This is a genomic window from Paenibacillus sp. PastF-3, assembly GCF_029893135.1.
Lineage (GTDB): Bacteria > Bacillota > Bacilli > Paenibacillales > Paenibacillaceae > Paenibacillus_AQ > Paenibacillus_AQ nitricinens.
In genome coordinates this window covers 138,182-152,436 of the sequence record NZ_JARXWM010000005.1, presented here as the reverse complement: position 1 = coordinate 152,436, position 14,255 = coordinate 138,182, and the positions used below count along the sequence as shown (strand labels likewise).

9 protein-coding genes and 1 riboswitch are annotated in these 14,255 nt (G+C 45.1%); of the genes, 1 reads left to right on the top strand and 8 read right to left on the bottom strand.

Annotated features, from left to right (window positions below; genetic code table 11):
* Positions 1–125 precede the first annotated feature (125 nt).
* The 4 genes from M2444_RS12425 to M2444_RS12410 form a co-directional block, all read right to left on the bottom strand.
* Complete coding sequence (locus M2444_RS12425; RefSeq protein ID WP_094877239.1) at positions 126–917, bottom strand: energy-coupling factor transporter transmembrane component T family protein; 792 nt, start codon at positions 915–917, stop codon at positions 126–128.
* Positions 859–2,355, bottom strand: coding sequence for an ABC transporter ATP-binding protein (locus M2444_RS12420; protein WP_094877238.1), 1,497 nt, complete (start codon positions 2,353–2,355; stop codon positions 859–861). Before M2444_RS12420 ends, M2444_RS12425 begins: the two co-directional genes overlap by 59 nt.
* Positions 2,352–2,987 carry an ECF transporter S component gene (locus M2444_RS12415; protein ID WP_094877237.1) on the bottom strand — a complete coding sequence of 212 codons (636 nt, stop codon included), beginning with the start codon at positions 2,985–2,987 and terminating at the stop codon, positions 2,352–2,354. Before M2444_RS12415 ends, M2444_RS12420 begins: the two co-directional genes overlap by 4 nt.
* A gap of 108 nt (positions 2,988–3,095) precedes the next feature.
* Positions 3,096–3,207, bottom strand: a riboswitch (TPP riboswitch).
* A 93-nt stretch (positions 3,208–3,300) separates the two neighbouring features.
* Positions 3,301–4,095 carry a hypothetical protein gene (locus tag M2444_RS12410; RefSeq protein WP_280787110.1) on the bottom strand — a complete coding sequence of 265 codons (795 nt, stop codon included), beginning with the start codon at positions 4,093–4,095 and terminating at the stop codon, positions 3,301–3,303.
* 596 nt (positions 4,096–4,691) lie between these two features.
* Between M2444_RS12410 and hflX the strand changes: the two genes are divergently transcribed.
* Entirely contained in the window at positions 4,692–5,957 is a 1,266-nt protein-coding gene (gene hflX, locus M2444_RS12405) for a GTPase HflX (RefSeq protein ID WP_094879036.1), read from the top strand.
* Positions 5,958–6,069: 112 nt separating this feature from the next.
* Here the strand turns inward: hflX and M2444_RS12400 are convergent, their stop codons facing one another.
* The 4 genes from M2444_RS12400 to ald form a co-directional block, all read right to left on the bottom strand.
* Positions 6,070–9,846, bottom strand: coding sequence for an S-layer homology domain-containing protein (locus M2444_RS12400; protein WP_280787108.1), 3,777 nt, complete (start codon positions 9,844–9,846; stop codon positions 6,070–6,072).
* 356 nt (positions 9,847–10,202) lie between these two features.
* Entirely contained in the window at positions 10,203–10,931 is a 729-nt protein-coding gene (locus tag M2444_RS12395) for a protein-glutamine gamma-glutamyltransferase (RefSeq protein ID WP_280787107.1), read from the bottom strand.
* Positions 10,932–11,009: 78 nt separating this feature from the next.
* Positions 11,010–12,269 (bottom strand): PucR family transcriptional regulator, encoded by a 1,260-nt coding sequence (locus M2444_RS12390; protein ID WP_280787106.1) that lies wholly within the window; start codon positions 12,267–12,269, stop codon positions 11,010–11,012.
* A gap of 814 nt (positions 12,270–13,083) precedes the next feature.
* Entirely contained in the window at positions 13,084–14,217 is a 1,134-nt protein-coding gene (ald, locus tag M2444_RS12385; RefSeq protein ID WP_094869185.1) for an alanine dehydrogenase, read from the bottom strand.
* Positions 14,218–14,255: the final 38 nt, after the last annotated feature.

Here is a 14,255-nt window from a genome sequence, read left to right as displayed (position 1 = left end):
TAATCCAATAAAAAGGCAGAAACTCTTTATATCCGAGTTTCTGCTTTTTTTGTTACTGAACGATGGCATAAGATCAGAATCATTCTCTAACCACCAACGAATCTGTGCATGTCATCCTTTACGGCTTAACGAACATCGGTAATGTCCGCGTAAGGCCATTCGATTCCGGCCAGGAATGCCAACCAGAATACGCCGACCGCATATGCGGTGAATAGGACGTCGCGGTACGTAAAGCCAATAACATAATAATAAGTTCTCTTGGCCTGCCCGGAAAACCGCTTCGCCTCCATAGCCACCGCGATTCTATGGGCGCGTCGTATGCTTTGGGCAAGCAAAGGGATCGCGTATCGTTGCAACAGCTGGTAGAAGTTAAATATCCTCCCTCGTTTGCGTATTCCCCTGACTTTCAATGCGTGGTGCAAGGTCTGGAATTCTTCTGCGAGAATAGGCACCAGCCGCATCGCGGCCAAGAAGCTGTAAGCATACTTAGCCGGTAATCTCCCCTGCTGCATTAAGGAGTAGAAGAGGTTTACCGGCCTCGTCGTCAGACCGAACAGAAGCCCGACCGACGCCATGCTCAGTGCCCTGAACCCCAGATGCAGCCCTCTGTAGAAGCTTTCTTCCGTAATGTTCACTAATCCCCATCGGACCCACTCTGTCTCTCCCTTGCCGAAGAACATCATCCCCGTAGATGTAGACACGAACATCAGCAAGAAAGGGGAGGTGTATAACAGCAATCTGCGCAATGGGTGCCCGGACCACGGAAGCAGCAGCATCGAGCCGATGGCTACGTTCACCATGACGTTAAAGTCGTGGATGAGAATAATTGCCGCGAACCAGAGAGAGAACAGAACGATCTTAAGCGTAGGATTGACGCGGTGTAGCCAGGTTTCCCGGTGGGGAAAGGTCAATAACATCAGTAAGTCTCCCGTCTTCGATTCTCCATGACGCTGTGCAGAAATTTTCTACGATCCGCGCATCATGCGTGACCATAATAATCGAGGCTCCCGCCGAAAGCAGCCGCTCAAGCTTCTCGAGCAAAGAGAACGTATTCCGTGCGTCCAGCCCAAAGGTCGGCTCGTCTAGCAGCAATATGTGTTGCCCTTTTACGATCGCCGTCGCGACGCTTAATCGTCTCTTCTGCCCCATCGACAGCTGATACGGATGCCGCGAGGCAACGTCCTCTAAATAAAGTTCTTCCATTAGCTTATACGCCTTCGCACGCCGAATTTCGCAATGAACGCCATCCAGCAACAACGAATACTCGATCTCTTCCCGTACCGAATGTGTTACAAATTGAAATTCGGGGTTTTGAAAAACGAATGCGATATGCTCGGCCGCTTGCGCAACATGCTCCGCTTCCCGGCCTGCTATCTTGCATATCCCTTCGGTCTTAATCAGTCGCATGATCGAGAGCAGCAAGGAGCTCTTACCCGCTCCGTTATGGCCGATGATCCCGATCCATTGACCAGGGGTGACGATTGCCCTCCCTACTTCGATGACCGCCCTGTTCCCTCGTTTCCCGCGAAACCTGTCCATTTCCAGATAGACATCTTCCCGATCGTTTGCGTTTGAATAACGAGTAATGCAGTCTGACCTCCGGGATTTATTCTCGATATAGTCCTCCCAGACGCCCGGATACCAAATTCCGTATTCTTGTAGCTCTCTCCTTTTAGCTGAAAAGATTTCCGTCGGCGATCCGTCAGCGATAACTACTCCTTCACGGGATAACACGACGATCCGATCGAAAAAGTCGATTACGCCTTCGATCTTATGTTCAATGACGATCAAGGTAATGCCTTCGGACAGGCTTCTGATCGCAGACCATACCAGCTCCGTACCCTCGCTATCCAACAGCGCTGTCGGTTCGTCCAGGAAAATCACTTCTGGCTCCATAGCCAGAACGGAAGCTATGGCTAATCGCTGTTTCATCCCTTGCGATAACGATTGGATTGCGATATGGATATCAGGAATTTTCAAGCCGACTTGAGCGAGATAAAGGCGGATCAGACCTGCCATTTCTTCGCGGGGGACGCGCATGTTCTCGAGAACGAAAGCCATCTCCTCGTCCACATATGGCATACAGAACTGCGTATCCGGATCTTGGAATACGTATCCCCATCGCTCGGGAACAAATGTCTCTTCAGCGATCATCGGAACTTCGATCGAACCGGGAATCAAACCGCTCAACACCTGCAGCAGCGTCGACTTCCCGCATCCGCTCGGGCCGAGCAGCAGCGTCTTCTCCCCCTGGTGGAAAGAAAGGGAAATGCCCTTGAACAACAAGGAGTCCTCTCCGGCAAACTTAAGCTTTAGGTTCTTAACTCTCGCAGCTATGGAGACTCCAGGCGTCATAGTCGTGTCAATGCGTCATAGTCCGCCTTGGACGCCGGTCTCAACACTTTGGTTACGCCTGTGAGCTCAAGCGCTTTGGACAGTCCGAAGGCGAAGATACCGGCGATGACGATACTTCCGAGTCCCCTCAGTCCGATCAGCAGCGTATAGTTCCAAGCGGACAACGATTCAATGTAACCGTAGCCGAAATCCAGCACCAACGAACCCGCCGCCGCCGCGAGCGCGGCCAGCGACGTGACCCAGACGTTCGCGTTGCGATAGAGGAAAATCGCGAAGACTAACTCCGCGCCCAATCCCTGCAACGCGCCGTAATACAAGGTCGAAAGCCCCCATTCACTGCCCAATAGCGCACTAACGGAAGCCGCCGCAATCTCAGCCAGAAGCGCCACTCCCGGCTTGCGGATGATGAGAAACGCGAACGTCCCGGCAATGAACCACATGCCGTATATCGTTTGCTCCGCATGGGTACCCAGCGGTTTGACCACGTCGTACATCGGTCCCCAGATTTTATAGATAATTCCGAATACGACCGCGATCACGATGGTTACCAGAATATCAGTCAGCTTCAATCCCCGTGACCTCGTCCCTTTGTCTTGTTGTCCTTGCCTTTGTCCTTGCTTAGCTTGTTCCATGCTTCAACAACTTCCCTTCTAGGTTCTTGGATTCGTTGCTCGCATGATGTGAGTAATTTTAAAAAGCCTACCCATTCATGGGTAGGCTTGCGCATGGCATCAAAAAAAAGGATGCTCGACAATAACGTCTCTACGCTGGCATTACCCAGATCAGATTGACGGTCAGCGGCATAAGGCCGCTATCTCAGCCTGACTTCATCAAGCACCCGTTTATTGCGATTCAACTTCCTATAACTTATATCATAAGTAAACTTTTTACAATATGATTTTCGTTCCTTGGGTATCCCTATCGCGGTATCTAAGTGTAGAACGCTCACCATTGCTCGGACATCTTAAAAGTGACGGCGAGATCATCATCACCTGAGAGTGAGTTAACTACCAAAGTAACCGGCTCATCCTGAAGCTCGTAAGAGAGCCGCTCGTTAAGCAAGTTAACGGCCAAATTCGCATACGCACCAGAGATCCCTGATCCTGTACCTTGCATAATCACCTTTCCACCCGTGACCGTAGTGCAGGTGTAATTGACAAGCAGTGCTGTGTCCGTAACAGGAATATCCGTAGTTGGTGTAGGGAAATTTTCAAATGTCCCATCCAGAGTTCCACCTGCAACGACCATATAACGCACAGGTCTCTTGGATAGAATATCTAAAGCAGCCGGTCTAATTTCAGCCGCAAGACCTTGTGGAATAGTAAAGGCAGGACTCCTCATAAAGCTGATCGCTGCGAAGTCAGTCGATGTAACCGATACGTTATCACGTATTTCCGAGGTTATACGGCTTACTTGAAACACATCCAGATTAACAGCCGTCCAGACACCGTTCACATCCACAAGAAAAACCTGAATCTTTAATTGCTCCTGTGAATACACAAAATTAAATTGAAATAAATCCTCTACAATAGGGTAGGTCTTACTTAACGTTTCCCGATATTGCAGCTCAAATAATTCTTCAATAAAGACTGTCTGATGACTTGCACTATTGGCTAAACCCGTTAAATAACAAGCCGCTCCAGCTGATCCATTGTTAACTACTTCGATCACAACTTGATCTATTGGACGGGTACCGTCGACAGGTAAATTAATGATTGTGCTTGTAGAGAGGACAGGCAATGTCTTCACACCTCCTATTCATATCAAATTATATCTATATGCTATGCAATCAATTTTTAGAATTCTTGGATGATATTAAAATAGAGAAGTGCTAAACAGATATAAAATACAGATTTGCCACCAAATAAAGGATGTGGTAAACTCGACTTAACTTTTTATGAACGGAGGGTTACGTGTGATAGATTTTATCCGAGTTAGAACTTTGCGCGGCTAATTGAATAGCGCTAAAGCTCTGCCCATGTGCAGAGGACTCAGGATAGGTCTACCCATTTAACTCCATAGAAGCCAACAAACTAATACGCCTTCGGTGTCCTTATAAGGACGGTAGCGTTTATGTGAGAATTATAAGGATAAAGTATATCGTGAAACTTATACTTTCTTATAATTTAAACCAACTGCTGCTCGTAAGGGATTAAGTTATCATTTCCCTACGCCCCAGCCGTTGTTTAATTTGATATATCTATGGAAGACCCTAATGTTGTAACGGAGATTTCCCCTTACACATTTGTCTGACGTCCTCTAACGAACCATAAGCACAGGCAGATGACCTGTGTTTTTTTGCGTTTACTATTTACTACTGGAGGATGAATAAATATATGGAACAACTACGAGAAAAAGCTATTATAGTCGGTGTCCAGCTACAAAACGAAACAAACTTCGCTTATTCAATGGAAGAACTCACTAATCTGGCAGCTGCCTGTGACCTAGAAGTTGTAGGAGAGCTTAGTCAGAAGGCAAGTCGGATCAACCCTTCCCACTATATCGGCACAGGCAAAATCCAAGAATTATCTGCTCTCTTAGAAGCGCATGATGCTCCTATTGTTATTTTTAATGATGAGCTGTCTCCTTCACAGATTCGCAATTTGGAGTCCTCTCTAGGCCGTCAGGTCATTGACCGGACGATTCTGATCCTGAATATTTTCGCAGAACGAGCGAAGACCAAAGAAGCTCAGCTGCAAGTGGAAGTAGCTAAGCTGCAATATATGCTCCCCCGATTAACAGGTCTCCGAGAATCTCTCGGCAGACAAGGTGGTGGTGCTGGGCTGAAGAACAGAGGCGCTGGTGAAACAAAGCTGGAGCTGGATCGCAGAAGAATTGAAGAACGGATTTCAGCATTACAGGTTGAGCTTCAACAGCAAGTAGCAAGGCGCCAAATTCAGCGGAAGCAGCGGCATAAGAATGAGGTTCCTGTCGTCTGTCTCGTCGGCTATACGAATACCGGCAAGTCCAGCTTAATGAATGTAATCGTGGAGACGTATCATCCAGGCTCTAATAAGCAAGTGTTCGCCAAGGATATGTTATTCGCTACGCTGGAGACATCCGTTCGGAGCATTGAGCTACCGGATCACAAAACCTTTTTATTAACAGATACCGTTGGATTCGTCAGCCAGCTTCCCCATCATCTGGTCAAAGCCTTCCGCTCCACGCTCGAAGAGGTGACCGAAGCTGACTTATTGATTCATGTAGTCGATATTTCCGATCCCCAGCATCAGCAGCATATGGCTGTCACCGATGAGACTTTGAGAGCGCTCGGTGCGGACCAAATTCCAACGGTTTATGCCTACAACAAAGCTGACCTAACGGACCTACCTTACCCTCACCTTGAGGGTGACAATGTCTATCTTTCCGCCAAACAAAATAGCGGGATAGCTGAACTTACAGATCTGATTCGCAGCCATGTTTTTACGGATTATGTACAGTGTCAAATTCTGATTCCATTTGATCGCGGCAATGTGGTCTCCTATTTTAACGAGCATGCCCATGTCCAATCGACTAGCTATGAAGAAACAGGCACAAGGCTTGAACTGGAATGCAGAAAATCTGATTTCGAGAAATTCCGCAGTGACTTTGTTCAGCTTTAGGCTATAAGACGCAGCAAAGGGGTTGTCCCATAAGTCATAAATGACTCAGGGACAGCCCCTTCTTCTACTTATTGGTGGAAGCGAACCCGGTTAACTATCCGAAATATTTCACTTATTGTGCAAGCAATTTATCCAACAAGCGAATGATCATCGCAACCGACTCCGCACGGGATGCAGTATCATTCGGTTTGAACAATTCGTTGCCTTTACCAGTTACTATGCCAGCAGTTGCAAAAGCATTAATTTGTTCAGAAGCCCAGTTCGTAGCTACATCCAAAAATAGATTGGATGCGTTAGGAACATAGTTTATCAGACGAGCAAGCATTGCAACGATCTCAGCGCGGGAAATTTCTTGATTAGGATGGAAAGAACCATCACTATATCCCGTGATTACCCCTTTAGCTTGTAATGCTGCAATCGATTTTGAAGCCCAATGTCCTTGTGTATCAGAGAAGAATGAACCGCTTGAATTCGGTAGACCAAAAGCTTTTGCTACCATTGTGGCGAACTCGGCGCGAGTTACCTTTTGATTCGGATGGTAAGAACCATCACTATAACCCGTTACAATCCCCATCTTAGCTGCACGCTCCACTACGGAGGCACTCCACGAAGATGCCGGAACATCCGTAAAGTGTATAGCGGGAGCAGACTTCTCTTTTTCCACGATAGCCTTAACTGCCTCTACATTTACCTTGTCGTTGAACACCAGCTTTGACGCTGTTGGCGCTGTTGGCGTTACTGTTGGCTTCGGTGTTGATGTTGGTGGCGTTGGCGATACTGGTGGCGTTGCTGTTGAATTTGGTGTCGATGCTGGTGGTGTCGGTGTCGGTGTCGGTGTCGGTGTTGGTGTTGGTGTTGGTGTTGGTGTTGGTGTTGGTGTTGGTGTTGGTGTTGGTGTTGGTGTTGGTGTTGGTGTTGGTGTTGGTGTCTCAGTTTCCGTTGTTTTCTTGACAGAAAACTCATCGATCAATGTACCCGCAATTGTACGTGCCTTCACATGAATCGCATCTTCTGTAATTTCAATAGCGGAGTACACAGGAACGTCTTCATCAAAAATATAATTCAAATAATTATATTGCGTGCCATCATAGAATTTCCAGCCTGAAGCACCACCATCAAGGTATACAGTGCCCTCATTGGTAGCTTTATTTGGCTTTCCATCCTTCATTGGATAGGTCCGTGCATATACATGATCATGACCAACCAGAACCAAATCGACTTTTTTCTTTTCTAATATGGGTGCAAAGTAGGTTTGGGTATACTCAACAAGGGATTCCCGACCATTCTCTGTATGATAAGCTGGACGATGGAACATAACGACAGTCCACTTTTTATCATTCTGATCCAAATCTTCTTTTAACCATGCTGCTTGAGCAATCATCTGTTCCTCTACGCCTTCTGAGTTCAATACGACGAAATGAGTATCATCGACTTCATAAGAGTAAGCATATTGCAGTTGGGATTCTGGTCCGTTCTCTGGGAAATTCGCACCTTTGGTGAACACATCTTTTCCTTCACTCTTCACATCATGGTTGCCCAGTGCTAGTGCAGTCGGAAGTTTTGTTGCATAAATAGAAGATGCTAGCCAGAACTTTTGCCATTCTTCGAATGCGCCGCCTACATCAACCATATCTCCACCGTGCATAATAAACTGTGTTGATGGATATTGTGTCAATGCGTTAGTCATTAGCGCTTGATAGGTTTCTAATCCTTGTAATTGATTCGTATGGGAATCCGTAATGAATAAGAATGAGGTCGGTGTTTTTTTATCCTGATCAACAGTAGAATATTCATTCCATTCTGACCAATGGTCCTCATAGCCTACACGATATTTGTAAGTAGTATCTGCTTTCAAGCCCTTAACCAGGACATTATGAAACCGGATTTCGCCTTTCGTTCCATTTTCCTTCATGCTAAGCACCTGCAGCTCACTCTCGGCTTGCTGTTGCCTTACCATATTAACGTCTGGGCTTACTCCTGCTCCCCATTCACCAGCTTCAATGTATTGAATATAAGTAGAGGTTTGATCTGGTTTTGTTTGCCAGGCAGCACTTAGTTGTGAAGACATATCCTCTGTCACATAGGTTTGAATATATTGCGCTTCATTCGTACCATACTGCTCCACAACTTCATAATTGACAACCTTACTGTTCTGATCACCGATGACAGCTTGAACTTGATAGGTACCAAGTGCCAATGTAGTGAGATCTGTTGTTAACTGTCCTTTAGCATCTGTTTTGCCTAGGCTGCTGTTCAATAACTGACTACTAACATCAGCTTCCGAGATATAACCTGTTGTTTGTCCGTCTGCGAGAATAACCTCGTAAAATCCATTCTTAGCTGCTGTTGAAGCATAGTAACGTTCACCAGCATTTGCAACCATGATTACATTAGAAGATGTATCATCATCCTCATATACACTAGACGTAACAGTGTTAACTGTCACGACTGAGCTTTGTTTTAATAATCCAGTAAAAATAATACCCGCACCTTCATACGGCTTGCCTCCATGGTCTAACACTGTAAATGTAGAAGGTGTACCCAAACCAACTCCCGTCATTTTCAGCTGATAGGGGAAACCGATTGTATAATGAATAGGCGCGGCTAAGGGTGTACTCGTCTGAACGCCGCCAGCAGTAAGACTCGCATTGCTCATTGTTATGGTTTTATACGCTTCGCCACGCTCTAAGACGGCATGAGAGCTCACTCTGAAGTTAACAGTAACGGCATCATGAGCTGCCGCTATTACATTATCAAGTGCTACTTGAACCATACCGTGCTCATTATCAATATCTGAGGTTAGGGAAACTCCAGACGCCTGAGTAATGCTTTCAACTTGAAGGGTGCTTGCATCATAATTTAAGGTGAATTTTGCCTGTTCTGCTTTCAAGTAGTCTTTGATATTAATATGAACAGGATAGATTTCATTACTTACTGCTTCTTCGTCCGCAGCCATGAACAAACGCTCTCCTGCATTTATTGTGAAGGTGAATGTTTTTGCTGCCGGGTTACCTTTCTTGTCCTTCACTTCAATAGCAAGCTCATGATAACCACCATCTACATATTCTCCCGGGTAAGTTAATACATTTGTATCTGGAGAATATTGCACTTCATCCGTAATATCCGTACCATCTAACTGAACAGATAAGGTACTCAAATCCAGACCTGATCCGTTATCGGTCAGCTCAACCTTCACTTCATCAAGTTGAGTATTTAATACTTCATTTTCAACAGGGGCTATAGGTTTAATGGCAGGAACATCCTTATCCTCTTCAACCTCATCATAGATAAAGGTAATATCATCTACCCAAATAGAGCCCTTGTTTTTCTTGCTCATATCCGATTGTTTCAATTGGAAAAACAATTCAAGAACAATCGGGCCCGGTTTACCTTGCGGAACATCTGCCTCGATATATTTCCAGCCTGACCAGTTGATACCCACTTGATTTACATCATAAAATTCTGTTTGGAAAGAAGATCCGCCTATATCTCTAAATTTTGTCGTCAGCAAATGTCCTTCATTGTTTGCATAAACCCACATGCCTACTTTAGTAGGGTAACCTGTTACTGGGATATTCCCCGTTTTATACCCGACTTCAATTTGAGAGGGATTATCTACTATGCCGATCATATCGTAATCAATTCTAGCAGAATATTGTCCATTTCTTACAAGCTTCTTGTTATCTTCTAAGTGCAGCGTAGCATTATACATACGTTTAGGATTAAATTTCACATCATTGATTCCATCTTCAAAATCTTCGACCACGACGGATGGCTTAGCATCATCTGCTGCGTAGGCATAATTATTTTGACTAAAACCTGTATTCAACCCTCCTACTAGCAACGTTATTGCTGATGCAATCACTATTGTCTTACGTAATGTATTCATAGCGCTTATCCTTCCCCCTATTAGTAAAGTATTGATCAATGAGAACTATAACAGTTCAATGTAAATTTAAACCTTTGCTACTATTAAAGATTTAGATTGTATGCAATGAAATTTCTTTCTTAACGCATAAATAGCTACTCAAGCTTCAATGATTACGAACTAAAACTATTGAATCACGAAAAAAAGACACCCTAGATGGTGTCTTTACTGAATCTACGTATGGCGGATCAAACGGATGGGAACTGATTCCAGAATGCCTATTGAATAAGTATGGGCTGTTTCTTTTGTAGAACATCTACTTATGAGACAGCCTCTTTTTTCAGGAAGATTACTCTTCTTGGTTACCCTCTTAGCTTTTAGATCTTATAAATGTAACTTCTAGTCCCTATTCTTGAGAACACAGTGCAATCAGAGCCTCTATTTTCCGCTCCGGGTAAGACCGAACCTGAAGATAATCTCTGTAAATAGTTAAAATCAGGATGAATGGATTCATTCGTAAGAAACGCTGAGGTATTACTTCCGGGCACTCTTTCTTCATTAAGAGAGTCTATAATGATTTCCGCAGTAGTTATCCCAATACCGTGGCCATAGAACAGGTCTTCTTCAAGCTTAACCGCATTCTCACCCTGCCATTCTGGCTTGCTAGGTGCATGATCTGGATTCCTGAAATACACAATATCTCCCCGCAGCATCTGATCCTTATTATAGTTCGTAATTAAGCGTAGATTCTCGTCGTAATTCCAATCCCATAAGAACAAATCCTTAAAATACCTATTAAAGGTTTCTTCACCTATAGCTTCAATTATCGCCCTGTACATAACAATGACCATGGCTGTCGCGCATTCGAAGGCATATAAATGTCCATTCTGAAAAATGTCTTTAATCCCTACCGAAGGCGCCACACCAGCGTTCAGCTGTAGTCCTCCAATATCTGTACGCGTCCAAAACTGCGGGTTGCAGCGCGACTCATCAAATGTTGCAAAATCCGCTCCACTGTTATTTAAAGCTTCGGCCGATTCCACGATGCTGTCTCTCATTTTCCGTTCAAAGTCAAGGGCATCGGGTGAACGAACTTCCTTCACCATGCTTAGTCCCTCCAATATTATAGGTTCTAAATATAGGTTATTGTACGTGTTCGCTGCCCAGTTGGTGCTTAATTCATTTTATTCCCGTGACTCAACAAACCACTGATTAAGCTGCCTTGTCTCTTCCGTCAAAATATCCAAATATATAGAAGTGCGGTATCCCGTATCCTTTAAGCTTTTTCCCGTAATCTCTGCTATGCGATTTAATCTGTACAGCAATGTGTTGGTATGAATATGTAAAAAAACGGCGGATTCCTTCAAGTTTCCACTGAGTGATAAATAAACGGCGATCGTTTTTAGAAAATCACTTTTATGCTCGCGATCATGCTCTTTTAGCGGATACAGCAAAGGACTTTTACGGGTTCGACTACGTTTTTGCTCTATAATAGCCGGAACATACGCCCAAAATCCAATATCCTCATACAATAATAACTCTCGGCCATGAAAAGGCAGCAGCTTCTTGATCTCCAGAATGGACCCCGCTTCCCAATACGCAATGGCTGCCGACATATATTCGGTGTAATCCAGGCTACAGCCTGCGCTTAGCATACAGCCCTCACTCTTACGCATATCTTCAATAATTTTTCGCATAAAAGAAGACAGTCCACCCGTCCCTTCCATACGAAAGCTGAATGAAAACAATATAATCAACCGATTATGCTCTGCAGTCAGAAATAATAATTGCATGCCTGAATAGGAAGCCATAGTTTGCCGAATCCGAAGTACAAAATGATCATTGATGACTTTGTCACTCTCTAACACGCTAATATAATATTTCTCCGGCAAAAGAATTGACCAAACTTCCGCATCCTGCTTGATGTTCGCTTCATTGTCATAATGGGAGGTGAGCAGCTTCCAGAAAAAATCCTCCTGCGTTTTCTCCTGCTTCGTCTTCCACCCCCGCTGCTTCAATAAGTAGCGCCCTACGATGCCCGCCGCTTTCTCAACGATATTCTCCGCGTGTCCCTCAACTAGATTGCCTGCATCCACTACCCATATGTACCCGAGAATTTCCTTCTGATGTTTGATGCAAATAGCGAGTCGGGGTCCAAGACCTACCTCCATCACCGCAGGAATCCGAATCGGACGTGTAGCGTTCTCAAGCTGCTGCATAATCCCCTTCTTACGCAAACCAATAATGACAGCGTTAGGTACGCGTTTTCCAATAATGGTTGAAATTCTTGCAGAATCACTCTCAAATTGATGGGAGCTGTATCCGATCACATGGTGATTGCTGTCCTCAATGGTAACTTGAGATTGAAGAGATTCACTAATAGCATCCGCCAACGATTCCATACTATCGAAGAAACGATCAAACAATGGATCCTTTTCCGTCACTAGCCCCACCCCTGCCTGAAAAATAGCCGAACCTTGTACTTTAGAGTGATTTTATTATAGTATGCGTGCTCCCCGCTGACTATAAGATAATGGGATGGGGGCGCGATGGCTGGGACCTTGAGATCGCCGGATAGAGGATTTACGAGGTTAACAAGTTACATGGGGCGGAGTTGCTGAGTCACAGGTTAAGTTGGTTGCGGAATGGCGGGATTATGGAGTCGCGCGGGACGGAGTTGCAGGTTACGTTGATGCGGGTGACGAGAAGTGAGGTGACGGAGTGGCGCGACAACACTTAAACCGCTACTTGAGAGAGAGCCCTTATAGTTTTTAGGGAATTCCTCCCTGTAATTGTGTCTCTTTAGGTTTGCCTGCTACTAATCAGGGAAAACCTCCCTATAACTCCTCCAATTCAGGCACAATCGGGGATATTCTTCGTATTTATAGGGATAAATTCCCTATAAATAGCATTTTAAGCTTTTTTTACGTAATTTATAGGGAGGATTTCCCTAAAAATCATCACCAACAAACATCCACCCGATCCAACGATCTTCATAACGCAGTCCTACAACCTTTAACACCGAACTAGTAGATTTCTGCTGGATCTAGCACACTGAAGCCACTCCTAGCTACCTCCTAGATCAAACTAGCAGACTTCTGCCAGATCCTCCCCACACCGAACTGAGCCGAAAATATTACTCCCAGAACAATAAACAGCAAACTCCCATAACGGAAATTTGCTGTCTATTGGTTTCCAAATATTTTCAAGCATTTTGAACGCATCTATTTAGCTCTATTTAGCTCTATTTAGCTCTATTTAGCTCATCGTGAACGTCTGCTCCATGGCTTGTTCTACCGAAAAATGTTTCTCACCAAGTGCTTCAGCCACGGCTTGGCAAGTGATTTTACCATTAGCCACATTTACACCGCTTCTTAAACCGGCATTATCTTGAATCGCTTTGATCACGCCTTTATTGGCAATTTGCAAGGCGTATGGAACAGTCACATTGGTTAAAGCAATCGTCGAAGTTTTGGCCACAGCACCCGGCATATTAGCAACAGAATAATGCAGTACGCCATGCTTAATAAATACAGGATTATCATGTGTGGTCACTCTGTCGATCGTCTCCACGATACCACCTTGGTCAATCGCCACATCAACAATCACCGAACCCGGCTTCATGGTCTTGACCATTTCTTCTGTCACCAGCTTCGGTGCTTTCGCACCCGGAATCAGCACCGCACCTACCAACAAATCTGCCTCAGCTACCACTTTGGCAATATTGTAAGGGTTCGAGATTAGCGTATTGATCTGTGCACCAAAAATATCATCTAATTGACGTAATCTTTCTGCACTGAGGTCAACAATTGTAACATCGGCACCCAATCCGATAGCCATTTTCGCGGCATTAGTACCTACTACACCACCGCCGATAATGCTAACTTTGCCACGACTAACCCCGGGAACACCGGAGAGAAGAATCCCTTGTCCGCCATAGTTCTTTTGCAAGAACTGAGCGCCAAGCTGAACGGACATCCGGCCCGCCACTTCACTCATCGGTGTTAATAGCGGCAAGGTACGTTCATGAACAACCGTCTCATACCCGATGGCAAACACACCCTTATCTTTGAGCGCAGCGGCCAGAGAAGGTTCAGGTGCAAGATGCAGATACGTGAACAAGATAAGGCCTGGACGGAAATAGGGGTACTCGCTTTCCAGTGGTTCTTTCACTTTCATCACCATTTCGGCAGAGCTCCAGACGGTGGCTGCGTCCTGAATCAGCTCTGCCCCGGCAGAAGCATACTCTTCGTTTGGAAATCCGCTTCCCACACCAGCCCCAGCTTCCACCAGCACTTGATGTCCTTCTTTAATAAGGCTAACTACACCCGCAGGTGTTATGGCTACACGATTCTCATTATTTTTAATTTCTTTAGGCACTCCGATAATCATCATTCATCTCTCCCGTCTAATGTAGATCCCTTATGTAA

Excerpts from the sequence above, each read along its gene's own strand:
- M2444_RS12415 (WP_094877237.1), bottom strand. The coding sequence starts at position 2,987 with ATGGAACAAGCTAAGCAAGGACAAAGGCAAGGACAACAAGACAAAGGG.
- hflX (WP_094879036.1), top strand. The coding sequence starts at position 4,692 with ATGGAACAACTACGAGAAAAAGCTATTATAGTCGGTGTCCAGCTACAA.
- M2444_RS12395 (WP_280787107.1), bottom strand. The coding sequence starts at position 10,931 with ATGGTGAAGGAAGTTCGTTCACCCGATGCCCTTGACTTTGAACGGAAA.
- M2444_RS12420 (WP_094877238.1), bottom strand. The coding sequence starts at position 2,355 with ATGACGCCTGGAGTCTCCATAGCTGCGAGAGTTAAGAACCTAAAGCTT.
- ald (WP_094869185.1), bottom strand. The coding sequence starts at position 14,217 with ATGATTATCGGAGTGCCTAAAGAAATTAAAAATAATGAGAATCGTGTA.
- M2444_RS12400 (WP_280787108.1), bottom strand. The coding sequence starts at position 9,846 with ATGAATACATTACGTAAGACAATAGTGATTGCATCAGCAATAACGTTG.
- M2444_RS12425 (WP_094877239.1), bottom strand. The coding sequence starts at position 917 with ATGTTATTGACCTTTCCCCACCGGGAAACCTGGCTACACCGCGTCAAT.